At 70.5% G+C, this 25531-nt stretch carries 22 protein-coding genes; 3 read left to right on the top strand and 19 right to left on the bottom strand.

Annotated elements, in window-relative coordinates; genetic code table 11:
- Positions 1-359: 359 nt before the first annotated feature.
- Positions 360-1370, bottom strand: coding sequence for a polyprenyl synthetase family protein (locus tag M1E25_RS13610; protein WP_251414833.1), 1011 nt, complete (start codon positions 1368-1370; stop codon positions 360-362).
- A gap of 314 nt (positions 1371-1684) precedes the next feature.
- Here M1E25_RS13610 and fahA point away from each other — a divergent pair, with 314 nt between their 5' ends.
- Positions 1685-2911 carry a fumarylacetoacetase gene (fahA, locus tag M1E25_RS13605; protein WP_251414832.1) on the top strand — a complete coding sequence of 409 codons (1227 nt, stop codon included), beginning with the start codon at positions 1685-1687 and terminating at the stop codon, positions 2909-2911.
- A 72-nt stretch (positions 2912-2983) separates the two neighbouring features.
- Here fahA and M1E25_RS13600 read toward each other — a convergent pair whose 3' ends face one another.
- The 3 genes from M1E25_RS13600 to M1E25_RS13595 all read right to left on the bottom strand — a co-directional run bounded on the left by M1E25_RS13600 (position 2984) and on the right by M1E25_RS13595 (position 5657).
- Entirely contained in the window at positions 2984-4450 is a 1467-nt protein-coding gene (locus tag M1E25_RS13600) for an FG-GAP-like repeat-containing protein (RefSeq protein ID WP_251414831.1), read from the bottom strand.
- 199 nt (positions 4451-4649) lie between these two features.
- Positions 4650-4775: a PIN domain-containing protein gene (locus tag M1E25_RS25635; RefSeq protein WP_285830719.1), complete on the bottom strand. Its 126-nt coding sequence runs from the start codon at positions 4773-4775 to the stop codon at positions 4650-4652.
- A gap of 90 nt (positions 4776-4865) precedes the next feature.
- Entirely contained in the window at positions 4866-5657 is a 792-nt protein-coding gene (locus tag M1E25_RS13595; protein WP_251414907.1) for a glycerophosphodiester phosphodiesterase, read from the bottom strand.
- Positions 5658-5891: 234 nt separating this feature from the next.
- Between M1E25_RS13595 and M1E25_RS13590 the strand changes: the two genes are divergently transcribed.
- Entirely contained in the window at positions 5892-6236 is a 345-nt protein-coding gene (locus tag M1E25_RS13590) for a hypothetical protein (RefSeq protein WP_251414829.1), read from the top strand.
- A gap of 86 nt (positions 6237-6322) precedes the next feature.
- On the opposite strand, the gene nuoN is transcribed toward M1E25_RS13590, so the two are convergent.
- From nuoN to M1E25_RS13520, 14 genes are read right to left on the bottom strand one after another with little or no spacing between them, the layout of a single operon-like run.
- Positions 6323-7939: an NADH-quinone oxidoreductase subunit NuoN gene (nuoN, locus tag M1E25_RS13585; RefSeq protein WP_251414905.1), complete on the bottom strand. Its 1617-nt coding sequence runs from the start codon at positions 7937-7939 to the stop codon at positions 6323-6325.
- Between the two features lie 32 nt (positions 7940-7971).
- Positions 7972-9567, bottom strand: a complete 1596-nt coding sequence (locus M1E25_RS13580; protein WP_251414827.1) for an NADH-quinone oxidoreductase subunit M — start codon at positions 9565-9567, stop codon at positions 7972-7974.
- Position 9568: 1 nt separating this feature from the next.
- Positions 9569-11509, bottom strand: coding sequence for an NADH-quinone oxidoreductase subunit L (gene nuoL / locus M1E25_RS13575; protein WP_251414824.1), 1941 nt, complete (start codon positions 11507-11509; stop codon positions 9569-9571).
- A 12-nt stretch (positions 11510-11521) separates the two neighbouring features.
- On the bottom strand, positions 11522-11821 hold the full coding sequence (gene nuoK / locus M1E25_RS13570) for an NADH-quinone oxidoreductase subunit NuoK (RefSeq protein WP_251414822.1): 300 nt from the start codon (positions 11819-11821) through the stop codon (positions 11522-11524).
- Positions 11818-12702 carry an NADH-quinone oxidoreductase subunit J gene (locus M1E25_RS13565; RefSeq protein ID WP_251414819.1) on the bottom strand — a complete coding sequence of 295 codons (885 nt, stop codon included), beginning with the start codon at positions 12700-12702 and terminating at the stop codon, positions 11818-11820. The genes nuoK and M1E25_RS13565 overlap by 4 nt, the downstream gene beginning before the upstream one ends.
- Positions 12699-13352 (bottom strand): NADH-quinone oxidoreductase subunit NuoI, encoded by a 654-nt coding sequence (gene nuoI / locus M1E25_RS13560; protein ID WP_251414816.1) that lies wholly within the window; start codon positions 13350-13352, stop codon positions 12699-12701. The genes M1E25_RS13565 and nuoI overlap by 4 nt, the downstream gene beginning before the upstream one ends.
- The gene (gene nuoH, locus M1E25_RS13555; protein ID WP_251414813.1) at positions 13345-14754 is read right to left on the bottom strand and encodes an NADH-quinone oxidoreductase subunit NuoH; all 1410 of its coding nucleotides are present in this window, start codon (positions 14752-14754) and stop codon (positions 13345-13347) included. Before nuoH ends, nuoI begins: the two co-directional genes overlap by 8 nt.
- A complete protein-coding gene (locus M1E25_RS13550) occupies positions 14751-17240 on the bottom strand; it encodes an NADH-quinone oxidoreductase subunit G (RefSeq protein WP_251414810.1) in 2490 nt (829 codons plus the stop codon). The genes nuoH and M1E25_RS13550 overlap by 4 nt, the downstream gene beginning before the upstream one ends.
- 2 nt (positions 17241-17242) lie before the next feature.
- Positions 17243-18607, bottom strand: coding sequence for an NADH-quinone oxidoreductase subunit NuoF (gene nuoF, locus M1E25_RS13545; RefSeq protein WP_251414805.1), 1365 nt, complete (start codon positions 18605-18607; stop codon positions 17243-17245).
- Positions 18607-19422, bottom strand: a complete 816-nt coding sequence (gene nuoE, locus M1E25_RS13540; RefSeq protein WP_251414903.1) for an NADH-quinone oxidoreductase subunit NuoE — start codon at positions 19420-19422, stop codon at positions 18607-18609. The genes nuoF and nuoE overlap by 1 nt, the downstream gene beginning before the upstream one ends.
- 26 nt (positions 19423-19448) lie before the next feature.
- Positions 19449-20771, bottom strand: coding sequence for an NADH-quinone oxidoreductase subunit D (locus M1E25_RS13535; protein WP_251414802.1), 1323 nt, complete (start codon positions 20769-20771; stop codon positions 19449-19451).
- Positions 20771-21514 carry an NADH-quinone oxidoreductase subunit C gene (locus M1E25_RS13530; RefSeq protein ID WP_308290425.1) on the bottom strand — a complete coding sequence of 248 codons (744 nt, stop codon included), beginning with the start codon at positions 21512-21514 and terminating at the stop codon, positions 20771-20773. The genes M1E25_RS13535 and M1E25_RS13530 overlap by 1 nt, the downstream gene beginning before the upstream one ends.
- The gene (locus M1E25_RS13525) at positions 21511-22065 is read right to left on the bottom strand and encodes a NuoB/complex I 20 kDa subunit family protein (RefSeq protein WP_251414799.1); all 555 of its coding nucleotides are present in this window, start codon (positions 22063-22065) and stop codon (positions 21511-21513) included. The genes M1E25_RS13530 and M1E25_RS13525 overlap by 4 nt, the downstream gene beginning before the upstream one ends.
- 25 nt (positions 22066-22090) lie before the next feature.
- On the bottom strand, positions 22091-22450 hold the full coding sequence (locus tag M1E25_RS13520; protein ID WP_251414796.1) for an NADH-quinone oxidoreductase subunit A: 360 nt from the start codon (positions 22448-22450) through the stop codon (positions 22091-22093).
- A 774-nt stretch (positions 22451-23224) separates the two neighbouring features.
- Here M1E25_RS13520 and M1E25_RS13515 point away from each other — a divergent pair.
- Positions 23225-23995, top strand: coding sequence for a C40 family peptidase (locus M1E25_RS13515; protein ID WP_251414793.1), 771 nt, complete (start codon positions 23225-23227; stop codon positions 23993-23995).
- 105 nt (positions 23996-24100) lie between these two features.
- On the opposite strand, the gene M1E25_RS13510 is transcribed toward M1E25_RS13515, so the two are convergent.
- Entirely contained in the window at positions 24101-25522 is a 1422-nt protein-coding gene (locus tag M1E25_RS13510) for an ATP-binding protein (protein WP_251414790.1), read from the bottom strand.
- Positions 25523-25531: the final 9 nt, after the last annotated feature.

The following is a 25531-nucleotide window of genomic DNA, read 5'->3' as shown; positions in this document are numbered from 1 at the left end:
CCTCCATGATCGGCGGTGGTCCGTCGGACAACACGTCTCCACCCCCGCCGCCATTCTTGCTCCGGGGACCGATGGGATGGTGCTACTCATCTCACCAATTCGCCGGTGCCGAATCGTCGGCCCGCGGAATCAACTCGGCCTACTGCCAAGGGAGGAGAACACCGGCGAACGGCACGAACGGTCTACGACCGGAGGGGGAGGGCACCCTCAGGGGTGCGCGCCGAATGGCCCAGCCTCACCCGCGACGGGGACACCGGGAGCCCCGCGGCAAGGCCCGTCGCTCCCCCCGTGACGAAGGGCAGGACCACTGCCGGGGACCCGGCGCGGGGGTGTCACCTGCAACCGGTGTCCGGAGGACGTCAGCCCGCGCGATGAACCACCGCGTCGCAGAGCCCCTCGAGGGCCTGCTTCGCCGGGCAGTCGCGCAGCGAGCCCAGCACGGAACGCGCCTCCTGGGCGTAGCGGATCGTGTCCCGGCGGGCGTCGTCCAGGGCTGGGTGCGCGCGCAGCCCCGCCAGGGCCTCGGCGTGCCGGGCGTCGTCCGTCAGGTCGCCGTCGAGCAGTTCCGCCAGCTCCCGGTCCGCCGCGGAACCGCCCTGCGCCACACGGGCGCGCAGGTGCAGCACGGGCAGCGTCGGCACTCCCTCGCGGAGGTCGGTACCGGGGGTCTTGCCGGACTCGTGGCTGTCGCTCGCGACGTCCAGCACGTCGTCCGCGAGCTGGAAGGCTGTGCCCAGCCGCTCGCCGTACTGGGTGAGGATGTCGACGACGTCGTCGTCCGCCCCGGACATCATCGCGCCGAACCGGCCGGACACGGCGACCAGCGAACCGGTCTTGCCCGCGATCACGTCGAGGTAGTGCTGCACCGGGTCCTGGCCGTCGCGCGGACCCGCGGTCTCCAGGATCTGGCCGGTGACCAACCGCTCGAACGCCTCCGCCTGGACGCGGACCGCCTCCGGGCCGAGGTCGGCCAGTATGTGGGAGGCCCGGGCGAAGAGGAAGTCGCCGGTGAGCACCGCGACCGAGTTGCCCCAGTGCACGTTCGCGCTGTCCACCCCGCGCCGCACCTGGGCCTCGTCCATGACGTCGTCGTGGTAGAGCGTCGCCAGGTGGGTCAGCTCGACGACCACCGCCGAGGGCACCACACCGGGGCCGTGCGGATCGCCGAACTGGGCCGCCAGCGTCACCAGCAGCGGACGGAACCGCTTGCCGCCGGCCAGCACCAGGTGCTGGGCGGCCTCGGTGATGAAGGGGACGGTGCTCTTGGTCGCCGCCAGCAGGCCCTCCTCGACGGCCGCGAGTCCGGCCCGGACGTCGGCTTCGAGAGCCTGGTCCCGCACGCTCAGCCCAAAGGCCCCGACGACGGTCACGAGGGGTACTCCTGTCTGCGGTTCAACACACGCGGTCTGTCCATGTGGCGAGGCCACCCCGGGAAGCGTATCCGGTCCCGTATCGATCACAGCGGGCGCCCGCCCCACCACCGGGCCGTCTCCCCGCGGGGTGCCGGATCATGCGGCGGTCCGGTCGGCGGCTCGGCGTTCCCGCCCGTACCGGCACCCGGTGCGCTCCGGGACGGGCGGCACGGAGATGGCCCGGGGAGCCCCCGCAACGGGTACCCCCGGGGGGCTCCCAGCCCGTAACGTGAGGCCGGCCCACAGGCGATCAGGAAGGCGAGACCGCACCCATGTCCGAGCACAGCCCGCTGGACCTTGCCGCAGGCGACCCCTACGGCCCGCACAACCTTCCGTACGGTGTCTTCACCCCCACCGGGGACGACAGGCCCCGGGTGGGGGTCCGCTACGGCGATCACGTCCTCGACGCGGGCGCCGCCGCAGCCGCTCTCGGTTCTCCGCACGCCGACCTGCTCCGGCAGCCCGTGCTGAACCCGCTGATGGCAGCCGGCCGACCCGCCTGGCAGGCCGTCCGCGCCGGAATCAGGGAGTGGCTGACCGACCCCGGCCACCGCGCGGCCGTCGAACCGCTGCTGCACCCGCTCGACGGCGTCACCCTGCACCTGCCGTTCGAGGTCGCCGACTACGTCGACTTCTACGCCAGCGAGCACCACGCCACCAACGTCGGCCGGATCTTCCGCCCCGACGGCGAGCCCCTCACGCCCAACTGGAAGCACCTGCCCATCGGCTACCACGGGCGCGCGGGCACGGTCGTCGTCTCCGGCACCCCGGTCGTCCGGCCGAACGGCCAGCGCAAGGCGCCCGCCGACCCCGCGCCGTCCTTCGGCCCGTCGCTGCGGCTCGACATCGAGGCCGAGGTCGGCTTCGTCGTCGGCGCCCCGTCGGTGCTCGGCGAGCAGGTGCCGCTCAGCGCCTTCCGCGACCACGTCTTCGGCCTCTGTCTGCTCAACGACTGGTCGGCGCGCGACATCCAGGCGTGGGAGTACGTGCCGCTCGGCCCGTTCCTCGGCAAGTCCTTCGCCACCTCGGTGTCCGCGTGGATCACCCCGCTCGACGCCCTGGAGCAGGCCTGGACCGCTCCCCCGGCGCGGGACCGCGCCCTGCTGCCCTACCTGGACGACGCAGAGGCCGTGCCCGCCGGACTGGACCTGCACATGTCGGTCGCGATCAACGGCCACACCGTGTCGAACCCGCCGTTCTCCGGTATGTACTGGACCGCGGCGCAGCAGCTCGCCCACATGACCGTCAACGGGGCCTCGCTGCGCACGGGTGACCTGTTCGCGTCCGGCACCGTCAGCGGACCGGAGCCGGAGCAGCGGGGCTGCCTGCTGGAACTGACCTGGTCGGGCCGCGACCCGCTCGAACTGCCCGACGGCAAGCGGACGTTCCTCGAGGACGGCGACGAGGTCACCCTCACCGCCTGGGCCCCGGGGCCGGACGGCTCCCGCGTCGCACTGGGCGAGGTGACCGGCCGGATCGCGCCGGCCGTGACCGGCTGACGGCACGACGGAGGGCCGGGCCCGGTGTGTGTTCACCGGGCCCGGCCCCTGTCGTCACCTCGGTCCCGAGGGTCAGCCGGCGAAGTTCACGCCGAAGTACGGGGTTCCGGTGGTGGAGACCCCCACGGTCGAGGTGTAGATCGAGACACCGCCCGAACCCGCGATCCGGCTGCCGTCGGAGTGGAGGGCGTAGACCGCGCCGTTGCCGCCGTTCTCGCCCGAGGCGCCGACCGTGAGATCGCCCTTGCCGTCGTTGTTGAGGTCGGCGAGGTGGATGTCGAAGCCGAACTGATCATCGGCCTCGTCGGAGTTCGGCACGCCCGGGGAGTTCTGGCTGAACCACTGGGATCCCTCTCCGGTGATGCCGGAACCGTCGGCCGCCCCGTAGAGCACGGTGACAGCCCCGGTGTGCGCCACGCCGTCGACGGACTCGCCCGGCGCCCCGACGGCGAGATCCAGGTGGCCGTCACCGTTGACGTCGCCCAAGTCCAACTCGGCGCCGAACCCGTCCGCCGTCTCCGAGCTGCCGGGCACACCGGCCGAGTTCTGGTCGATGTCGGTGCGGTTGCTGCTCGGGCCGGAAGCCGAACCGTTGATGACCTCGACCTTGCCGCCGGTCCTCGACCCGGGGACATCGCTGTCCCACTGCACGCCGATGACGATGTCGCCGTAGCCGTCGCTGTTGATGTCGCCGATGTCGGTGATGACGCCGGCCGGGAGCTTCTGCGCGGCAGTTGCGTCGAGCCCGGAGGCGGAGCCCGGAACGTAGTAGTTGGTGTTCCAGTAGTAGTCCTCGGGATCGGGCTGATTGTCGTAGCCGTCCACGAGGAGGTCGGCGACGCCGTCACCGTTGACGTCGCCGGAGTGAAGGTTCTTCGGCCCGTTGTCGCCGCCGCTGAGGATCGCGGGACGCACGCTGTAGACACCACCGGTGGCCCCGGAGCTGCGTCCGAAACCGCCGCGGTAGACCTGGACGGTGGCGGAGCTGGAGCCGATGGCCAGGTCGGCCCTGTCGTCGCCGTTGTAGTCGGCTGCGTCCAGGACGTAGCCGAACCGGTCGTGGCCGGACGGCGTCGGGTCCTTGACGGTGGTGCCGCCCGACAGGCCGTTCGCCGAACCCCAGATGATCTGGACGGTTCCGCCGTCCTTGTCGCCGGAGACGTCCTCCCAGGGGGCGCTCACGGCGAGGTCGGTGTAGCCGTCGTGGTCGAAGTCGGCTGCGGAGGTCTCGTACCCCCAGTTGTCGCCGGTCTCGGCCGCGCCCGGAACGCCCGCGCTCTCCTGGCTCAGGACGGTGCGCTCGGCACCGGAGATGCCGCTGGCGGTGCCGTACAGGACGACGACCTGTCCGGCCCCGCCCTTGCCGTTGACGTAGGCGAACGGCGCGGAAACGGCCAGGTCGAGGTAGCCGTCATGGTTGAAGTCCGCGACGGGGCGCGCCCCGTCGGCGGCGGCGGTGCCGGTGGTGGCGACGAGCAGGCCACCGGTCAGGGCTGCCACCGTGGCGGCGGCCAGGGCCGTACGGAAGGGATGAGTCATGGAGAAGCGTGTCCCCCCTGGACATGGGAGGCGGCGTCGCCTCCGTGATGGATGGATCGGGGACCACCGGCTTCACCAGGATGTGGGGCAGCGTTCCGCCACGGGTCACCCAGGAGGAGACCTCCGACAGGCCGTCAGGGTTGTATCGCGGCAGCTGATTTCCGGCCCATCGGCTTCCGTTCACCGTTTCCGCTGCGGCTCACACCGAGAAGACCGGGTGCTTGCGGGAGTCCAGCGCATCCGGCAGACGGCGCATGTCCGCGGGATCGCCGGTGACGACCGGTGCCTCCGGAAAAAGAGCCGTTGCGGCCACGATGGCGTCCACAGCGTCCTCGGTGCCCGTCTCGCGAACCGGAAGCCGCCCCCGGCGCTCCGGCCCTGCGGGCGCCGGCCGGCGCGGCAGCCGATGCGCCGGTCAGCGGTCCCCGATCTGCTCCAGGACCTGCCGGGGACGGTTGGTGATCACGGCCTCCACGCCCAGCCGCAGGCACAGCTCGACGTCGTCCGGCTCGTCGACGGTCCACACGTGCACCCGGTACCCGGCCGCGCGCAACCGCAGCACCAGGCCCGGCCGGGCGCGCACGAGGTCGATGCCGGGACCGGCGATCAGCACACCGCTCGGGAGCCGCGAGCCCCACCCCGGGACCGTCCGTTCGGTCAGCAGGACCCGGGGCAGCTCCGGGGCCAGCACGGCCAGGCGGTGCAGCGCCGTCCGCGAGAAGCTCATCAACCGCACCCGGTCGGGCATGCCCGGGGTCGGCCGGTCCAGGCCGAACAGCCGCAACTGGCGGACGAGTTCGCGCTCCACCCGGCCCGCCCAGCGGGTCGGGTGCTTGGTCTCGACCGCCAGGCTCACCGGCCGAGGCGCGGACGACACCAGTGCCAGCAGCTCGTCGAAGGCCAGCACCCGGGACGGTCCGGCGCCACCGCCCTTCCAGGATCCGAAGTCGAGCCGGTCGAGCTCGTCCAGGGTCATGGCCGACACGGCACCGCGGCCGTCGGACGTACGGTCCACGCGGCGGTCGTGGACGCACACCAGCCGGCCGTCCGCGGTGAGGCGGACGTCGCACTCCAGCGCGTCGGCGCCGTCCTCGATGGCCTGCCGGTAGGCGGCGAGGGTGTGCTCGGGCCGGTCGTGGGAAGCTCCGCGATGGGCCACGACCCGGGTGATCCGGCCCACGGGGACGACGGCCGGTGCGGCGTGCAGCCGGTGCTGGGAGAGGTTCACGGGCCAAGACTGACATCGGGCCGTGAACGGCCGGCGAACGCCCCGTGGTGCGGAGACATGTCCCGCCGGACTTTCACCGAACTTCTGCCGAGGATGCCCGGTCCTTCAGGGCCGGGAGGAATCGGCTCCTTGGTTCGGCGGCGCGGAGCGTCGTCGTTCTCGCTTCGTCGCAGCTCAGGTCGCATTGTCAGTGGGCTTGTTCAGGTTGGCGGGGTGAAGTTGGTGGTGCAGGTGAAGCTTCTTCCGACGCCGGAGCAGGTGGTGGCGCCGGAGGCGACGCTGCGCGCGTGCAACGAGGCGGCGGGCCGGGCGTCGGTGGCGGCGTTCGAGGCCGGCGTGTTCTCCCGCAACGACCTGCAGAAGCTCGTCTACGCCGAGTTGAAGGCCGGCTTCGGGTTGTCGGTGCAGCCGGCGGTGCGCACGGTGAAGAAGGTGGTGGACGCCTACGCGACGTTGCGGGCGAACGTCCGGGCCGGGGGAGGCTCGGGGGTTCGGGGTCGAGGCGGCGGGTGCGGGCGGAGTCGAAGCCGGTCGTCTTCCGGGGGGCCGAGAAGGTGACACCGGCGGCATCCCGGCCCGCCGCATGACGCAGCGGTGCCCCGGAACCAGGGCTCCGGGGCACCACGCGAACAGGGACGGCGGCGTCAGCGCACGAAGGTGCTCGCCTGTCCCGCCAGGTCCAGGAAGTACTGCGGCACCACACCCAGGACGAGCGTCACCGCCACTCCCAGCGCGATCGCCGTCATGGTCAGCGGGCTCGGCACCGCCACCGACGGCCCCTCCGGCTTCGGCTCGCTGAAGAACATCAGCACGATCACCCGGATGTAGAAGAACGCGGCGATGGCGGACGAGATCACACCGACGACCACCAGCGGTCCCGCGCCGCCCTCCGCGGCGGCCTTGAAGACCGCGAACTTGCCCGCGAACCCGGAGGTCAGCGGGATGCCCGCGAAGGCCAGCAGGAAGATCGCGAAGACCGCGGCCACCAGCGGCGAACGACGCCCGAGCCCCGCCCACTTGGACAGGTGGGTGGCCTCGCCGCCCGCGTCGCGCACCAGCGTGACGACGGCGAACGCGCCGAGCGTCACGAAGGAGTACGCCAGCAGGTAGAAGAGCACCGACGAGATGCCGTCCTGCGTGGTGGCGATGACACCGGCGAGGATGAATCCGGCGTGCGCGATCGAGGAGTACGCCAGCAACCGTTTCACATCGGTCTGGGTGATCGCGACGATCGCACCGACCAGCATCGTCACGATCGCGACGCCCCACATGACCGGCCGCCAGTCCCAGCGCAGCCCCGGCAGCACCACGTACAGCAGGCGCAGCAGCGCGCCGAACGCGGCGACCTTGGTGGCCGCGGCCATGAAGCCGGTGACCGGGGTCGGCGCGCCCTGGTAGACGTCCGGCGTCCACATGTGGAACGGCACCGCGCCGACCTTGAACAGCAGGCCCATCAGCAGCATGGCGCCGCCGATCAGCAGCAGCACGTCGTTGCCCATGGTCCCGGCGAGAGCCCCGTTGACCGATCCCGGCCTGCCCTCGACGACGTTCGCGATCCCGGCGTACGAGACCGTGCCCGCGTAGCCGTAGAGGAGTGCGATGCCGAACAGGAGGAAGGCCGAGGAGAAGGCGCCGAGCAGGAAGTACTTGACCGCCGACTCCTGCGACAGCAGCCGCTGCCGACGGGCGAGGGCGCACAGCACGTACAGCGGGAGGGAGAAGACCTCCAGCGCGATGAACAGGGTCAGCAGGTCGTTGGCCGCCGGGAAGACGAGCATCCCGCCGATCGCGAACAGCAGGATCGGGAAGACCTCGGTGGTGGTGAACCCGGCCTTGACCGCGGCCTGTTCACCCGCACTGCCGGGCGCCGAGGCCGCCTGCGCGGCGAACGAGTCGACCCGGTTGCCGTGCGCGGCCGGATCCAGCCGGCGCTCCGCGAAGGTGAAGACCGCCACCAGCCCGACGAGCAGGATCGTGCCCTGGAGGAACAGCGCCGGGCCGTCCACCGCCAGCGCACCCATCGCGGCAACGTGGGCCTTGGCACCACCGAACCCGCCCGCGGCCAGGCCGACCACCGCCGCGAAGCCGGCCGCGAGGGCGACCACCGTCAGCAGCAACTGGACGTAGTACCGGCTGCGCCGCGGCAGGAACGCCTCGACCAGCACACCGACCAGAGCGACACCGATGACGATCAGCGTGGGTGACAGCTGGGCGTACTCGATGTGCGGGGCCGGAATCTTCTCGACGGGATCGGCCGCCATTGTCCACAGGTTGTGGACATCTACCGCAGTGCTCACTTCGCGGCCTCCAGCTCCGGCTTCGGGTCCTTCTGGTGAACGTCGGACATGGTCTGCTGGACGGCCGGGTTCACGATGTCCGTCAGCGGCTTCGGGTAGACACCGAGCACCAGCAGGAGCGCGATCAGCGGTCCGACGACCGCGAGTTCACGGATCCTGAGGTCGGGCATGGCCCGTACGCTCTCCTTGACCGGCCCGGTCATGGTGCGCTGGTAGAGCACCAGGACGTACAGCGCGGCCAGCACGATGCCGAGCGTCGCCACGATGCCCGCCGCCGGGTAGCGGCTGAACGTGCCCACCAGCACCAGGAACTCGCTGACGAACGGCGCGAGACCCGGGAGCGAGAGGGTGGCCAGACCGCCGACCAGGAAGGTTCCGGCGAGCACCGGAGCGACCTTCTGCACGCCGCCGTAGTCGGCGATGAGCCGCGAGCCGCGCCGCGAGATCAGGAAGCCGGCGACCAGCATCAGCGCCGCCGTCGAGATCCCGTGGTTGACCATGTAGAGCGTCGCACCGCTCTGCCCCTGGGTCGTCATCGCGAAGATGCCGAGGACGATGAACCCGAAGTGGGAGATGGAGGCGTAGGCGACCAGCCGCTTGATGTCCCGCTGGCCGACCGCGAGCAGCGCGCCGTAGATGATGCTGATCAGCGCGAGGACGACGATCACCGGCGTGGCCCACTTCGACGCCTCCGGGAACAACTGGAGGCAGAAGCGGAGCATCGCGAACGTGCCGACCTTGTCGACCACCGCGGTGATCAGCACGGCGACCGGAGCGGTCGACTCGCCCATCGCGTTCGGCAGCCAGGTGTGCAGCGGCCACAGCGGGGCCTTCACCGCGAAGGCGAAGAAGAAGCCGAGGAAGAGCAGCCGCTCGGTGGTGGCGTCCATGGTCAGCTCGCCGGCGCCGCGGGCCCGGACGATCTCCTGGAGCGAGAACGTGCCGGAGCCAAGCTGGTCGCTGGTGACGACGAACAGCCCGATGACCGCGGCCAGCATGATCAGCCCGCCGGCCAGGTTGTACAGCAGGAACTTGACCGCGGCGTAGCTGCGCTGCTTCGCGGCCTCGTCGTCACCGGCGGCGTGCGCCCGGTCCCCGAAGCCGCCGATGAGGAAGTACATCGGGATCAGCATGGCTTCGAAGAAGATGTAGAAGAGGAAGACGTCGGTGGCCTCGAAGGAGATCACCACCATCGCCTCGACCATGAGGATCAGCGCGAAGAAGCCCTGGGTGGGCCGCCAGCGGCGGTTGGGCTCCTTTCCCTCCAGGGGGTCGGCGTCGTGCCAGCCGGCGAGGATCACGAACGGGACGAGGACCGCGGTCAGGGCGATCAGCGCGACCGCGATGCCGTCGACGCCCAGTTCGTAGCGCACCCCGAAGTCGGCGATCCACGACCGGGACTCGGTCAGCTGGTAGCGGTCGCCGCCGGGTTCGAAGCGCACCGCCACCAGAGCCGCGAGGGCCAGGGTTGCGAGCGAGAACAGCAGCGCCAGCCACTTGGCCGCCGTCCTCTTCGCGGCCGGAACCGCGGCGGTGGCGATCGCGCCGAGCGCGGGCACCACGGCCGTGGCCGTCAGCAGGGGAAATGACATCTCAGACCGCCCTCATCAGCAGGGTCGCGGCGATCAGGATCGCCGCACCGCCGAACATCGAGACCGCGTAGGAGCGGGCGTAGCCGTTCTGGAGTTTCCGCATCCGGCCGGAGAGCCCGCCGAACGCGGCCGCGGTGCCGTTGACCACTCCGTCGACCACCGAGTGGTCGAGGTAGACCAGACCCCGCGTCAAGTACTGGCCCGGCGTGACGAGGGCGACGTGGTTGAAGTCGTCCTGCAGCAGGTCGCGGCGGGCCGCCCGGGTGAGCAGCGAGCCGCGCGGTGCGGTGACCGGGACCGGCTTGCGTCCGTACTGCGCCCAGGCGATGGCGACACCGACGACGAGTACGGCCATCGTGGCCAGCGTGACGGTCAGTGCGCTGAGCGGCGAGTGGCCGTGCGAGTGACCCGTGACCGGTTCCAGCCAGTGGAGGAACGAGTCGTTCAGGCTGAACAGACCGCCGGCGAAGACCGATCCGAAGGCGAGCACGATCATGGGGACAGTCATCGACTTCGGGGACTCGTGCGGGTGCGGCATCTCGCCGCCCCCGGCGCTGTCCGCGGCCGGCTCCGCGCTGGGCTCGTCCGGCGAGGGCGTCGGCTGCCAGCGCTTCTCGCCGAAGAACGTCAGCAGCATCACGCGCGTCATGTAGTACGCGGTGATGGCCGCGCCGAGCAAGGCCGCCGCGCCGAGGATCCAGCCCTCGGTGCCGCCCTTGGCGAACGCCGCCTCGATGATCTTGTCCTTGGACCAGAACCCGGACAGGCCCGGGAACCCGATGATCGCCAGGTAGCCGAGGCCGAACGTGACGTACGTGATCGGCATGTACTTCCGCAGGCCCCCGAACTTCCGCATGTCGACCTCGTCGTTCATGCCGTGCATGACCGAACCGGCGCCGAGGAAGAGGCCGGCCTTGAAGAAGCCGTGCGTGACCAGGTGCATGATCGCGAACACGTAGCCGATCGGGCCGAGGCCCGCCGCCAGGATCATGTAGCCGATCTGCGACATCGTCGAGCCGGCGAGGGCCTTCTTGATGTCGTCCTTCGCGCAACCGACGATCGCACCGAACAGGAGCGTCACCGCGCCGACCGTGACCACCGCCAGCTGGGCGTCCGGAGCGCCGTTGAAGATCGCCCCGGACCGGGTGATCAGGTAGACGCCGGCGGTCACCATGGTCGCGGCGTGGATGAGCGCGGAGACCGGGGTCGGACCCTCCATCGCGTCACCGAGCCAGGACTGCAACGGCACCTGGGCCGACTTGCCGCACGCGGCCAGCAGCAGCATCAGGCCGATCGCGGTGAGCGTGCCCTCGGAGGCGTCCCCCGCGGACTTCAGCACCGGGCCGAAGGCGAACGTGCCGAAGGTGGTGAACATCAGCATGATCGCGATGGACAGGCCCATGTCGCCCACGCGGTTGACGATGAACGCCTTCTTCGCCGCGGTCGCCGCACTCGGCTTGTGCTGCCAGAACCCGATCAGGAGGTACGAGGCCAGGCCGACGCCCTCCCAGCCGACGTACAGCAGCAGGTAGTTGTCGGCGATGACCAGCAGGACCATCGCCGCGAGGAACAGGTTGAGGTAGCCGAAGAACCGGCGGCGGCGCTCGTCGTGCTCCATGTAGCCGATGGAGTAGATGTGGATCAGCGTGCCCACACCCGTGATCAGCAGCACGAAGGTCATCGACAGCTGGTCGAGCTGGAAGGCGACGTCCGCCCGGAAGCCACCGACCGGGATCCAGCTGAACAGGAACTGGTGGAGCGTGCGGTCGTCGCCGCTCCGGCCGAGCATGTCGGCGAAAAGCACCGCGCCGACCACAAAGGACGACGCGGCGAGGATCGTGCCGAGCCAGTGGCCCGTTCGGTCAAGTCGCCTGCCGCCGCACAGCAGCACGGCAGCGCCGAGCAGCGGTAGGGCGACGAGCAATCCGATGATGTTCTCCACTGATTCGACCCCTTACAGCTTCATCAGGCTGGCGTCGTCGACCGAGGCCGAGTGGCGGGAACGGAAGATCATCACGATGATCGCCAGGCCGACGACGACCTCGGCCGCCGCGACGACCATCGTGAAGAACGCGATGATCTGCCCGTCGAGGTTGCCGTGCATGCGCGAGAACGTGACGAAGGCCAGGTTGCAGGCGTTCAGCATCAGCTCGACACACATGAAGACGACGATGGCGTTCCGCCGGATCAGCACCCCGGCGGCACCGATGCTGAACAACAGCGCCGCGAGATAGAGGTAGTTGACCGGGTTCATTGGGCGGCCTCCTCGGTACGGGCGCCGTTTCCGTTGCCGTTGTCGTTCGTGCCGCCGTTGCGGCCGCCCCTGCCCTCACCGGTGCCCCGTTCCAGCCGCTCCGCGGAGCGCTGTTCGAGCGCGGCCAGGTCGGACAGCGCCTCGCCGGAGACGTCCCGGATCTGGCCACGCGACCGCAGGGTCGGGTTGACGGTGAGCTCGGACGGCGTGCCGTCGGGCAGCAGGCCGGGGATGTCCACGGCGTTGTGCCGGGCGTACACGCCGGGCGCGGGCAGCGGCGGGACCTGCTTGCCGGAGCGGACGCGGGCCGCGGCCTGCTCCCGCTGGGTGGCGGCCCGCTCGATGCGTTCGCGGTGCGTGAGCACCATGGCCCCCACCGCCGCGGTGATCAGCAGTGCGCCGGTGATCTCGAACGCGAACACGTACTTGGTGAAGATGAGTGCCGCCAGGCTCTGCACGTTGCCGCCCGCGTTCGCGTCGCCGAGTCCGGTGAAGGAGCGCAGCGAGGCGTGGCCGATGCCGGCGATGAGCAGGACGCCGAAGCCCAGACCGCAGACGGCCGTCAGCAGGCGCTGGCCCTTCAGGGTCTCCTTCAGCGAGTCGGCCGCGGTGACGCCGACGAGCATGACCACGAACAGGAACAGCATCATGATCGCGCCGGTGTAGACGACGACCTGCACGATGCCGAGGAAGTAGGCGCCGTTGGCGAGGTAGAAGACGGCCAGGACGATCATGGTCCCGGCCAGGCAGAGTGCGGAGTGCACGGCCTTCTTCGACAGGACCGTGCCCAGTGCCCCGAGCACGGCGACCGTGCCGAGGAGCCAGAACTGCACCGTCTCCGCCGTCGAGGTGGCCGAGGCCGCTGCTGCGAGGGTGCTCACTTCTTGATCACCCTCTCCGACGCCGGCTCGTTCGGCCCGAAGTCCGAGGCACCCTCCTGCGGGGCCTCCCCCTTGGACACGGCGGTCTGCCGTTCGGTGCCGGGCGCTGCCTCGGTGACCAGCCCGCGGTAGTAGTCCTGCTCGTCCATGCCGGGGAAGATCGCGTGCGGGGAGTCGACCATGCCCTCCTCCAGCCCGGCGAGCAGCTCCTCCTTGGTGTAGATGAGCGACTCACGTGAGCTGTCGGCGAGTTCGTACTCGTTGGTCATGGTCAGCGCCCGGGTCGGGCACGCCTCGACGCAGAGCCCGCACAGGATGCAGCGCAGGTAGTTGATCTGGTAGACGCGGCCGTAACGCTCCCCCGGGGAGTAGCGCTCCTCGTCGGTGTTGTCCGCGCCCTCCACGTAGATGGCGTCCGCCGGGCAGGCCCAGGCGCACAGCTCGCAGCCGATGCACTTCTCGAGACCGTCCGGGTGCCGGTTGAGCTGGTGCCGGCCGTGGAAGCGCGGCGCCGTCGGCTTCTTGTACTCCGGGTACTGCTCGGTCAGCCGCTTCTTGAACATGGCCTTGAAGGTCACGCCGAAGCCGGCGACCGGCCCCAACAAGGGGGTTCGGGAGTTCTCGTTCCCGGGGATGCTGCCGTCAGGCATCGTCGGCCTCCTTACCTGTGCCGGCCGGGGGTTCGGACGTGTCCCCCGGGGACGTTGCGGTGGTCGCCGGACCGCTGCCGACGAGCGTGCGCTCGTGGCGGGACCGCCGGCGCGGAACGGGCGGCAGGGTCTGCCCGGGCAGCGGCGGCACCGGGAACCCTCCTGCCATCGGGTCGAACTCGGCAGCCGACTCCGCGGACTCCTGCTCGGCCTTCCTGCGGTCGCGGTCCCGGAAGAGGTCGACCAGGAACGACAGCAGCAGGACGGTGATGACCGCTCCGCCCACGTAGAGCACGATGTTCTGGAAGTCGTAGTTCTCGTTGCGCAGCGCCCGCACGGTGGCGACCAGCATCAGCCAGACCACCGAGACCGGGATGAGGACCTTCCAGCCGAGCTTCATCAGCTGGTCGTAGCGCACGCGGGGCAGCGTGCCGCGCAGCCAGATGAAGAAGAACAGCAGCAGCTGCACCTTGACGGTGAACCAGAGCAGCGGCCACCAGCCGTGGTTCGCGCCCTCCCAGAGGGTGCTGATCGGGTACGGGGCCCGCCAGCCGCCCAGGAACAGGGTGGTCGCGACCGCCGAGACCGTCACCATGTTCACGTACTCGGCGAGCATGAACATCGCGAACTTGATGGACGAGTACTCGGTGTTGAAGCCGCCGACCAGGTCGCCCTCGGACTCCGGCATGTCGAACGGGGCCCGGTTCGTCTCACCGACCATCGTCGCGACGTAGATGAGGAACGACACCGGCAGCAGCGCGATGAACCAGCGGTCCTGCTGGGCGTCCACGATCGCCGACGTCGACATCGAGCCGGAGTAGAGGAACACCGAGGCGAACGCGGCGCCCATCGCGATCTCGTAGGAGATCATCTGCGCGCACGAGCGCAGGCCGCCGAGCAGCGGGTACGTCGAGCCGGACGACCATCCGGCGAGCACGATGCCGTAGATGCCGACGGAGGCGACGGCCAGGATGTAGAGGACCGCGATCGGCAGGTCGGTGAGCTGCATCGCGGTGCGCTGGCCGAAGATCGAGATCTCGTTGCCGGCCGGACCGAACGGGATCACCGCGATCGCCATGAAGGCCGGGATCGCGGCGACGATCGGCGCCAGCACGTACACGAGCTTGTCGGCCCGCTTGACGATGACGTCTTCCTTCAGCATCAGCTTGATGCCGTCGGCGAGGCTCTGGAGCATGCCCCAGGGGCCGTGCCGGTTGGGGCCGATGCGCAGCTGCATCCACGCGACGACCTTGCGTTCCCAGACGATCGAGAACAGCACGGTCAGCATCAGGAACGCGAAGCAGAAGACCGCCTTGATGACGACCAGCCACCACGGGTCGCGGCCGAACATCGACAGGTCTTCCTGCGCCAGCACGGTCCCGGCTGCCAGGTGCCCGATCATGCCTGCACCTCCTCGGCGGCGGAGATCGTTACCGACTGGCCCGGAACGGAGCCCAGTTCACGCTGGAGGGTGGACTCACCGGCGGAGTTGCCCGGCAGCCACACCACCCGGTCGGGCATCGGGGTGACCTGGAGCGGGAGGCGGACCGAACCGTGCGGTCCGCAGACCTGCACCGGCTCGCCGTCCCGGACGCCGGCCTCCTCGGCCGTGGCGGCGGAGAGCCGGGCGACCGCAGCGTGCCGGGTGCCCGCCAGCGCCTCGTCGCCGTCCTGGAGACGACCCCGGTCGAGCAGCATCCGGTGGCTCGCGAGCACGGCCTCGCCGCGGCCGGGTTCGGCCGGCTTCGCCGCCCGGACGTCCGGTTCGGCGGCACGTGCGCCGGTCCAGGTGCCCAGGCGCTCCAGCTCGGCGCGCGCGGCGCGGACGTCGGGCAGCCCGAGCGGGGTGTCCATGGCGTCCGCGAGCATGTGCAGCACGCGGCCGTCGGGGGTGGTCCCGCGACGCGTCATCTGGTCGGGCTTCACGGCGGCCTCGAACGGCCGGCCCCGGCCCTCCCAGTTGAGGAAGGTGCCCGCCTTCTCGACGACCGCCGCGACCGGCAGGACCACGTCGGCCCGCTCGGTGACCTCCGAGGGCCGCTGCTCCAGGCTGACGAGGAAGCCGACCGCATCCAGCGCCTCGGCGGCCCGCTTCGGGTCGGGCAGGTCCGCGACCTCGACGCCCGCGACGAGCAGCGCGCCCAGCGCGCCGCCGGCCGCGGCCTCGACGATCTCGCCGGTGTCCCGTCCGTGCCCGTGCGGCAGCGTGCCGCCCCAGACGGCCGCGACCTCGTCCCGGGCGCGGGGGTCGGTGGCGGGGCGTCCGCCGGGCAGCAGCCCGGCCAGCGCGCCCGCCTCGAGCGCGCCGCGCTCACCGGCCCGACGCGGGACCCACACCAGTGCGGCGCCGGTGGCGGTGGCGGTGCGGACGACCGCACTCAGCGCACCCGGCACCCCCGCCAGCCGCTCGCCGACGACGATCACGGCGCCCTCGGTGCGCAGCGCCTCCGACGCCTCGCGGCCCGCGCCTTCGAGGCCGGCCCCGGTGCCGAGGGCGTTGAGCCAGGCCGGCTCGGTACCGGGGGCGGCAGGCAGCAGGGTGCCGCCCGCCTTCGTCAGACCGCGGGTGGCGTGGGTGGCGAGCGCGAACAGGCGCTGTCCGTACTTGCGGTGCGCCTTGCGCAGCCGCAGGAAGACGCCCGGGGACTCCTCCTCGGATTCGAACCCCACCAGCAGCACGGCCGGGGCCTGCTCGAGCGAGGCGTACGAGACGCCCGACCCGTCCAGGCTGACACCGCGTCCGACGACGTGCGCGGCCAGGAACTCCGACTCCTCACCGCTGTGGACGCGGGCGCGGAAGTCGATGTCGTTGGTGTCGAGGGCGACGCGCGCGAACTTGGCGTAGGCGTAGGCGTCCTCGACGGTCAGCCGGCCGCCGGTCAGCACGCCGGTACGGCCCTTCGCCGCCGCCAGGCCCTTCGCCGCCGCCTCCAGCGCCTCGGGCCAGCTCGCCGTCTCCAGCTCACCGGTCTCCGCGTTGCGCACCAGCGGGGTGGTGAGGCGGTCGGGACGCTGCGCGTAGCGGAAGCCGAAGCGGCCCTTGTCGCAGATCCACTCCTCGTTGACCTGCGGGTCGTCGGCCGCCAGGCGGCGCATGACCTTGCCGCGCCGGTGGTCGGTGCGGGTCGCACAGCCTCCGGCGCAGTGCTCGCACACGCTCGGCGACGAGACGAGGTCGAACGGACGGGAGCGGAACCGGTAGGCGGCCGAGGTCAGGGCGCCGACCGGGCAGATCTGGATGGTGTTGCCGGAGAAGTACGACTCGAAGGGGTCGCCCTCTCCGGTGCCGACCTGCTGGAGCGCGCCGCGTTCGAGCAGCTCGATCATCGGGTCGCCGGCGATCTGGTTGGAGAACCGGGTGCAGCGGGCGCAGAGCACGCAGCGCTCGCGGTCCAGCAGAACCTGGGTGGAGATCGGGACCGGCTTCTCGAAGGTCCGCTTCTTCCCCTCGAAGCGGCTGTCGGCCCGGCCCGCGCTCATCGCCTGGTTCTGCAGCGGGCACTCGCCGCCCTTGTCGCAGACCGGGCAGTCCAGCGGGTGGTTGATGAGCAGCAGCTCCATCACCCCGCGCTGGGCCTTCTCGGCCACCGGCGAGGTGAGCTGGGTCCTGACCACCATCCCGTCGGTGCAGGTGATGGTGCACGAGGCCATCGGCTTGCGCTGGCCCTCGACCTCGACGATGCACTGCCGGCAGGCGCCTGCCGGGTCGAGCAGCGGGTGGTCGCAGAAGCGCGGGATCTCGATGCCGAGGAGCTCGGCGGCCCGGATCACCAGCGTCCCCTTGGGGACGGAGATCTCGACGCCGTCGATGGAGACGGACACGAGGTCTTCCGGTGGTACGGCCGCCTCGCCGCCGCCCGTGGGGGCGTTGTTCGTGGTGACAGTCATGGTTACGCGAGCACCCCCTTGTTGGCGTTCGTGTGGTCGTCGGCCCAGACGGTGGACTTCGCCGGATCGAAGGGGCAGCCTCCGCCGGTGATGTGCTGCTCGTACTCCTCGCGGAAGTACTTGAGCGAGGAGAAGATCGGGCTGGCGGCGCCGTCGCCGAGGGCGCAGAACGACTTGCCGTTGATGTTGTCGGCGATGTCGTTGAGCTTGTCGAGGTCCGCCATGCGGCCCTTGCCCGCCTCGATGTCGCGCAGCAACTGGACGAGCCAGTAGGTGCCTTCGCGGCACGGCGTGCACTTGCCGCAGGACTCGTGGGCGTAGAACTCCGTCCAGCGGGTGACGGCGCGGACCACGCAGGTGGTCTCGTCGAAGCACTGGAGGGCCTTGGTGCCGAGCATGGATCCGGCCTCGCCGACGCCCTCGTAGTCCAGGGGGACGTCGAGGTGCTCGTCGGTGAGCAGCGGGGTGGAGGATCCGCCGGGGGTCCAGAACTTCAGCCGGTGGCCGGGGCGCATGCCGCCGCTCATCTCGAGCAGTTGCCGCAGCGTGATGCCGAGCGGTGCCTCGTACTGGCCGGGGCCGGCGACGTGGCCGGAGAGCGAGTACAGCGTGAAGCCGGGCGACTTCTCGCTGCCCATCGAGCGGAACCAGTCCTTGCCCTTGTGCAGGATGGCCGGGACCGAGGCGATGGACTCCACGTTGTTGACCACGGTCGGGCAGGCGTACAGGCCCGCGACCGCCGGGAACGGCGGGCGCAGCCGGGGCTGGCCGCGGCGTCCCTCGAGGGAGTCGAGGAGCGCGGTCTCCTCACCGCAGATGTACGCGCCGGCTCCGGCGTGGACGACGATGTCCAGGTCGAATCCGGAGTCGAGGATGTTCCGGCCGAGGTAGCCCGCCTCGTACGCCTCGCGCACCGCCTCGTGCAGCCGCCGCAGCACCGGCACGACCTCGCCGCGCAGGTAGATGAAGGCGTGGCTCGAGCGGATCGCGTGGCACGCGATGATCATGCCTTCGATCAGCGAGTGCGGGTTGGCGAAGAGGAGCGGGATGTCCTTGCAGGTGCCGGGCTCGGACTCGTCGGCGTTGACGACGAGGTAGTGCGGCTTGCCGTCGCCCTGCGGGATGAACTGCCATTTCATGCCGGTGGGGAAGCCTGCGCCGCCGCGGCCGCGCAGGCCGGATTCCTTGACCAGGGCGATCACGTCGTCCGGCGGCATCGCGAGGGCCTTGCGCAGCCCCTGGTAGCCGTCGTGCCGGAGGTAGGTCTCCAGCGTCCACGACTCGGGCTGGTCCCAGAAGGACGAGAGGACGGGCGACAGCAACTTCTCGGGGCTGGTCTCTTCCACGTCGTGGGCTGCCACGGTCATCACTCACCCTCCTCGGCGACCGGTCCGGCCGGGTGCTCGGGGTCGGAGGCGGACGTCTTCTGCGGGGCGTCGTGCGAACTGTCGTGCCGCGCGGCCGACTCGGCGTCGGGGCCGGTGCGCGGGGCCGCGGACCCGGAGCGGGGCGAGACGACCTTGCCGGGCTCGGCCTCGCCGCGGGCCAGGCGGAGCCCGGCGAGCGAGGCGGGGCCGGCGCCGCCGGTGGCCGAGACCGCGCCGTCACGGGTGTCGGGGAAGCCGGCGAGGATGCGGGAGGTCTCCTTGAAGGAGCACAGCGGGGCGCCGCGGGTGGGTTCGACGGTGCGCCCGGCCCGCAGGTCGTCGACGAGGCCCTTCGCGGACTCCGGCGTCTGGTTGTCGAAGAACTCCCAGTTCACCATGATCACGGGGGCGAAGTCGCAGGCCGCGTTGCACTCGATGTGCTCGAGGGTGACCCTGCCGTCCTCGGTGGTCTCGCCGTTTCCGACGCCCAGGTGCTCCTGGAGCTCCTCGAAGATGGCGTCGCCGCCCATGACCGCGCACAGCGTGTTGGTGCAGACGCCGACCTGGTAGTCGCCGCCGGCCTTGCGCCGGTACATGGAGTAGAAGGTGGCGACCGCGGTGGCCTCGGCGGTGGTGAGGTCGAGCATCTCGGCGCAGAACTTCACGCCGGTGCGGGTGACGTACCCCTCCTCCGACTGCACGAGGTGCAGCAGCGGCAGCAGCGCCGAACGGCTGTCGGGGTAGCGGGCGATCACCTCCCGGGCGTCCGTCTCGAGCCGGGCCCGGACCTCGGCCGGGTAGTCGGGGGCGGGCATCTGCGGGATGCCCAGGCTGACGTCTGTCACCGGTCGACGCCTCCCATCACGGGGTCGATGCTCGCCACGGCCACGATGACGTCGGCGACCTGGCCGCCCTCGCACATCGCTGCCATGGCCTGGAGGTTGGTGAAGGAAGGGTCACGGAAGTGGACCCGGTAGGGACGGGTTCCGCCGTCGCTGACGGCGTGCACTCCCAGTTCGCCCTTGGGCGACTCCACCGCCGTGTACACCTGGCCGGGCGGGACCCGGAAGCCCTCGGTGACCAGCTTGAAGTGGTGGATCAGCGCCTCCATGGAGGTGCCCATGATGTTCTTGATGTGGTCGAGCGAGTTGCCGAGTCCGTCCGGGCCGAGCGCCAGCTGCGCGGGCCAGGCGATCTTCTTGTCACCCACCATCACCGGGCCGGGCTCGAGCCGGTCGAGGCACTGCTCGATGATCCCGAGCGACTGGCGCATCTCCTCGAGCCGGACCAGGAAGCGGCCGTAGGAGTCGCAGGTGTCGGTGGTCGGCACCTCGAAGTCGTACGTCTCGTAGCCGCAGTACGGCTGGGCCTTGCGCAGGTCGTGCGGCAGGCCGGCGGAGCGCAGGATCGGGCCGGTCGCGCCCAGGGCCATGCAGCCGGCGAGGTCGAGGTGACCGACGCCCTGCATGCGGGCCTTGAAGACGGGGTTGCCGGTGGCGAGCTTGTCGTACTCCGGCATGTTCTTCTTCATCTTCTTGACGAACTCGCGGACCTGGTCGACCGCGCCGGGCGGCAGGTCCTGGGCGAGGCCGCCGGGACGGATGTACGCGTGGTTCATCCGCAGGCCGGTGATCAGCTCGTACAGGTCCAGGATCATCTCGCGGTCCCGGAAGCCGTAGATCATGATCGTGGTGGCGCCGAGCTCCATGCCGCCCGTGGCGATGCACACCAGGTGCGAGGAGAGCCGGTTCAGCTCCATCAGCAGCACCCGGATGATCGTCGCCCGGTCCGGGATGTCGTCCTCGATGCCGAGCAGCTTCTCCACGGCCAGGCAGTACCCGGTCTCGTTGTAGAACGAGGTGAGGTAGTCCATGCGCGTGACGAAGGTGGTGCCCTGCGTCCAGTTCCGGTACTCGAGGTTCTTCTCGATGCCGGTGTGGAGGTAGCCGATGCCGCAGCGGGCCTCGGTCACCGTCTCGCCGTCGATTTCCAGGATGAGCCGGAGCACGCCGTGGGTGGACGGGTGCTGCGGGCCCATGTTGACGACGATCCGCTCGTCGTCGGTCTTCGCGGCGGCCTGGGCGACCTCGTCCCAGTCGCCGCCGGTGACGGTGTAGACCGTGCCCTCGGTGGTCTCGCGAGGAGTCGCGTGGGAAGTGGACATCAGGAGTACGACCTCCGCTGGTCGGGAGCCGGGATCTGGGCGCCCTTGTACTCGACGGGAATGCCGCCGAGCGGGTAGTCCTTGCGCTGCGGGAAGCCCTGCCAGTCGTCCGGCATCATGATCCGCGTCAGCGCGGGGTGACCGTCGAAGACGATGCCGAAGAAGTCGTAGGTCTCCCGCTCGTGCCAGTCGTTGGTCGGGTAGACCGGGACGACGGACGGGATGTGGGGATCGCTGTCGGGGGCGCTCACGTCGAGCCGGATCAGCCGGTTGTGGGTGATCGAGCGCAGGTGGTAGACCGCGTGCAACTCCCGCCCCTTGCTCTCCGGGCCCGGGAAGTGGACGCCGCTGACGCCGGTGCACAGCTCGAAGCGGAGCGCAGGGTCGTCCCGCAGCGTCTTCGCCACCTGGAGCAGGTGCTCGCGGGCGATGTGGAAGGTCAGCTCACCGCGGTCGACGACCGTCTTCTCGATGGCGTTCCCGGGCTCCAGGCCCTGCTCCTCGAGGGCGCCCTCGAGTTCGTCGGCCACCTCGTCGAACCAGCCGCCGTACGGGCGGGCGCCGGCGCCGGGCATGGCCACGGTCCGCACGAGCCCGCCGTAACCGGACGTGTCGCCGCCGTTATTGGCGCCGAACATGCCGTGCCGGGTCGCGACGACGTCTCCGTGGTCGCCGCGCATGCCGGGCAGGTTCTGGGCGTTGAGGTCCTTGTCGGGGTTCACGCCGTTGGACTTCTCGCTCACCGCAGCAGCCCCTTCATCTCGATCGTCGGGAGTGCCTTGAGTGCCGCCTGCTCGGCCTCGCGGGCCGCTTCCTCGCGGTTCACGCCGAGCTTCTCGCCCTGGATCTTCTGGTGGAGCTTGAGGATGGAGTCCATCAGCATCTCGGGGCGCGGCGGGCAGCCGGGCAGATAGATGTCGACCGGCACGATGTGGTCGACGCCCTGGACGATCGCGTAGTTGTTGAACATGCCTCCGGAGGAGGCGCAGACGCCCATCGAGATGACCCACTTGGGGTTGGGCATCTGGTCGTAGACCTGGCGCAGGACGGGGGCCATCTTCTGGCTCACCCGGCCGGCCACGATCATCAGGTCGGCCTGGCGCGGTGAGCCGCGGAAGACCTCCATGCCGAAGCGGGCGAGGTCGTAGCGGCCTGCTCCGGTGGTCATCATCTCGATGGCGCAGCAGGCGAGGCCGAACGTGGCGGGGAAGACGGACGACTTGCGCACCCAGCCCGCGGCCTGTTCCACCGTGGTCAGGAGAAAGCCGCTCGGCAGTTTCTCTTCGATTCCCATGGCTGTGCTCTCCTTTTCCGGGCCCCTAGTCCCATTCCAGGCCGCCCCGACGCCAGACGTAGGCGTAGGCGACGAAGACGGTGAGCACGAAGAGCAGCATCTCGACGAGCCCGAAAAGCCCGAGGGCGTCGAAGGTCACGGCCCAGGGGTAGAGGAAGACGATCTCGATGTCGAAGACGATGAAGAGCATCGCCGTCAGGTAGTACTTGATCGGAAAGCGCCCGCCGCCGGCCGGCTGCGGGGTCGGCTCGATTCCGCACTCGTACGCCTCGAGCTTCGCCCGGTTGTAGCGCTTGGGGCCGATGAGGGCCGCCATGACCACGGAGAAGATCGCGAAGCCTGCCCCGAGGGCGCCGAGCACGAGGATGGGCGCATAGGCGTTCACGCTCCTCGCTCCTTCCAGTCGACGGTGACTGCCGGAGTCCCTCCGTCGCGGTCGGAGAGACGCGTCGAGCTGTGGACCTCGCCCCGATCTCCGCGTGGATCGTGTTATGTGAGGCAGTTCACAAGCCCATTTCGCTTGCATCCTATGCCTGTCGGTCTGTGATCTGCGACACGGGTGCGGACAACGACTTTGTGATCTCCACCACCTGACGAACGATCATGAACACGGATGAGCAGTGATCTTCGTACGTGAAGCGGCCGAGCGATCACCAGACGTGACAATCTCCTGCGTTTTCGCTGGTCGGAGCCTTGACTCCACTATCAAGCGATGCCGTCTGGATGCGAATTCGAGCCCTCGCCGGACATCTGATAGCGCTCCGCCGGGCCCTCCGGACGTCGCGGCGGACCCACCGCGGAACCACCCCTGCGAGCGCCTCGCGGACAGCGGTGGACGGACTCCCCGAACGGGTTCCGGTCCGTACGTGCATGCGTTCACGGACTCGGGACGGCCCCGCGGGGAGCCGTGACATGCACCACGTGCACCCCCCGTCGGGGCGCAGCCCCCTTGGCCACCCCCTGGCACCGGTGGTAAGCGGAGAGCAATCCGGGCAATTCAAAGAAAGAAGGTGCTCATGCCGCTGATCAACACCGGTGGGTTACCGGTGGACACACCATGGGGAGATCGACAGAGGGCCGTTGTGGGCTCCTACGGGACAACTGTGCCGCATTCCACACTTCTTGATGGAGCCCCTGCACGCCTGGTAGCCGTTGATGCATGTCCCAGACCGCTCACATACCCAGCCGCCGGAAGCCCCGTCGCACTGCGTCCGCGTGGATCGTGCGCACCGGAGTCGCCGGCGGCGTCCTCAGCACCTTCGCGGTGACCGGCGCGGCCGCCTCCGCGAACGCCGCTGAGCCCGCGCAGAAGACCGTCGAGATGCCCGCCGTGGCGGCGGCCGTCGCGAATGCGTCCGCCCAGTCGACCGCCGCCACCGCGCAGGCGGCTGCCGACTACGAGTACCGCTCCGAGATCCGTTCCGAGCAGGCGCAGGCCGCCCTCACCGCGAAGAAGGCCGCGGCGAAGAAGGCCAGGACGATCGCCGAGCGCAAGGCCGAGGCCAAGGCCAAGGCCGCCGCCGCTGCCGCGGAGCGCGCCTCCCGGTCCGCGGCGCGCACCACGCTCTCGGGCACCGGTTCCGCCGCCTCCGTCCTGTCGTTCCTCCAGGCCCAGGTCGGCAAGGCGTACGTCATGGGGGCCAGCGGCCCGTCCGCGTACGACTGCTCCGGTCTGACGCTGCAGGCGTTCAAGACGGCCGGGGTGAACCTGCCGCGCACCTCGCAGGACCAGTCAACGACCGGCACCGCCGTGTCCGTCGACTCCCTCCAGCCCGGCGACCTCATCTTCTGGGGCGGCACCGGCAGCGCCTACCACGTGGGTGTGTACGTGGGCGGCGGCCAGTACATCGACGCCGCCAACCCGGACAAGGGAGTCGTCAAGCAGAACCTCGACGACTACCCGCCGACCTCCGCACGCCGGGTGCTCTGACCCCCGCGGACTCCTGTGACACGAAGGGCCCGCCGCTTCCCGCCCGGGGCGGCGGGCCCTTCGTGTGTATGCGCACCTCACGTCGTGCGCGCTGTCCGCGCCTGATCACCGCCAGGCGGCGAGGAGATCGTCCGGCCCGGCCGCCCGCACTCCGTCGACCGCGACCCCGGCCCGGGCCACGGCGATCAGCGGCGTGGTCTCGTCCGCGCCGGGCAACTGCGAGCGGTGCCGGAGCAGACCGGCGAGGTCATGGGCGTCGAACGGGCGGTTCTCCAGCCACTTGACCGAACCGACGGCCGTGATCCGCTGGGCGATCGGGCCCCGGTCCGCTGCGACGACGTCGATCTCGGGATCGTTGGTCCGCGTCCAGTAGCCGCCCACCGCGCCCGTTCCCTCGGGCACGCCTCCGTCCCGCATCCGGAACAGCGACTCGCGGACGACCGGTTCGATCGCCCGGCCGCGCCAGGACGTCCAGGACGTGCGCATGCGCGCCAACGTCAGATCGCCCCGGCCTCGCTCGATCTCGGACAGGTGCGGCCCGAGGAAGGCGAGCCAGAACCGCAGATGGGGATCGGCCACCTGGTAGCGCGTCTCCTTGGAGGGCCGGACCGACAGCGGAGCGACTGCCTCCACCACCCTTTTCTCCGTGAGGAGTTGGAGAGCCCGGTTGAGACTGCTGGCCGGGAGACCGCCACCGGCCCGCCCGATCAGGGCACGGGAACGCTCGCCGGCTCCGATCACCCCCAGGACCAGCCGGGCCTGGGCGTCCGGGGGGAACTCCGCCGCGAGCGAGCGTTCCCCGCTCACGATGAGCGCCGATGTCGGGTCTTCGACCACCTCCTCCAGGTAGTCGAAGACGCCGCCGCCCCGGGGCCACTCCTCCAGGACGAGCGGCAGCCCGCCGGAGACGAGGTAGGCGTCGAACGCCTCGGGGGCCGGCAGGTCCAGCATGTCCGCCACGTCGGCGGGGCTGAGCGGAGGCACCACCATCTCGGTGCCGCGCTGGTGGAAGGGACGGTCGTAGTCGTTGAGCCGCTCCATCATCGCCAGGTCGGAACCCACGCAGAGAATGAGGACGGGCCGCCGGGACAGCTCCCGGTCGAAGAACTTCTGCAGCGTGCCCTCGAACCCCGGATCGTTCCTGATCAGGTACGGCATCTCGTCGAGCACGACGACGCTCGGCCGGTCGGCGGGCAGGGCGGACACCAGCAGCCGGAAGGCAGCGTCCCAGTCCCGGGGCGACTGCCCGACGAAGTTTCCGGCGCCGGGCAGGTCCGAGGCGGCTGCCGCCTCGACGAACGCCTGCACGTCCGTGTCCGCGGTGGACTGGGCCGAGGCGGTGAAGAACAGGTGCGGGGCTCCGGAGTGCTCGACGAACTCCTCGACCAGCCGGGACTTGCCCACCCGCCGCCGGCCGCGCATCAGGACCGCCCGCCCGGGACGCCCGGTGCGGCCGCCGTCCTCGACGCGCCGCAGCATCCGCTCCAACGCCGTGAGCTCACGTTCCCGGCCGATGAAACCGTCCACACGCGCCTC

The organism is Streptomyces meridianus (assembly GCF_023703325.1).
GTDB classification, from domain to species: domain Bacteria; phylum Actinomycetota; class Actinomycetes; order Streptomycetales; family Streptomycetaceae; genus Streptomyces; species Streptomyces meridianus.
The sequence above is the reverse complement of the archived record's forward strand: the minus strand, read 5'-3'. Positions and strand labels throughout refer to the sequence as shown.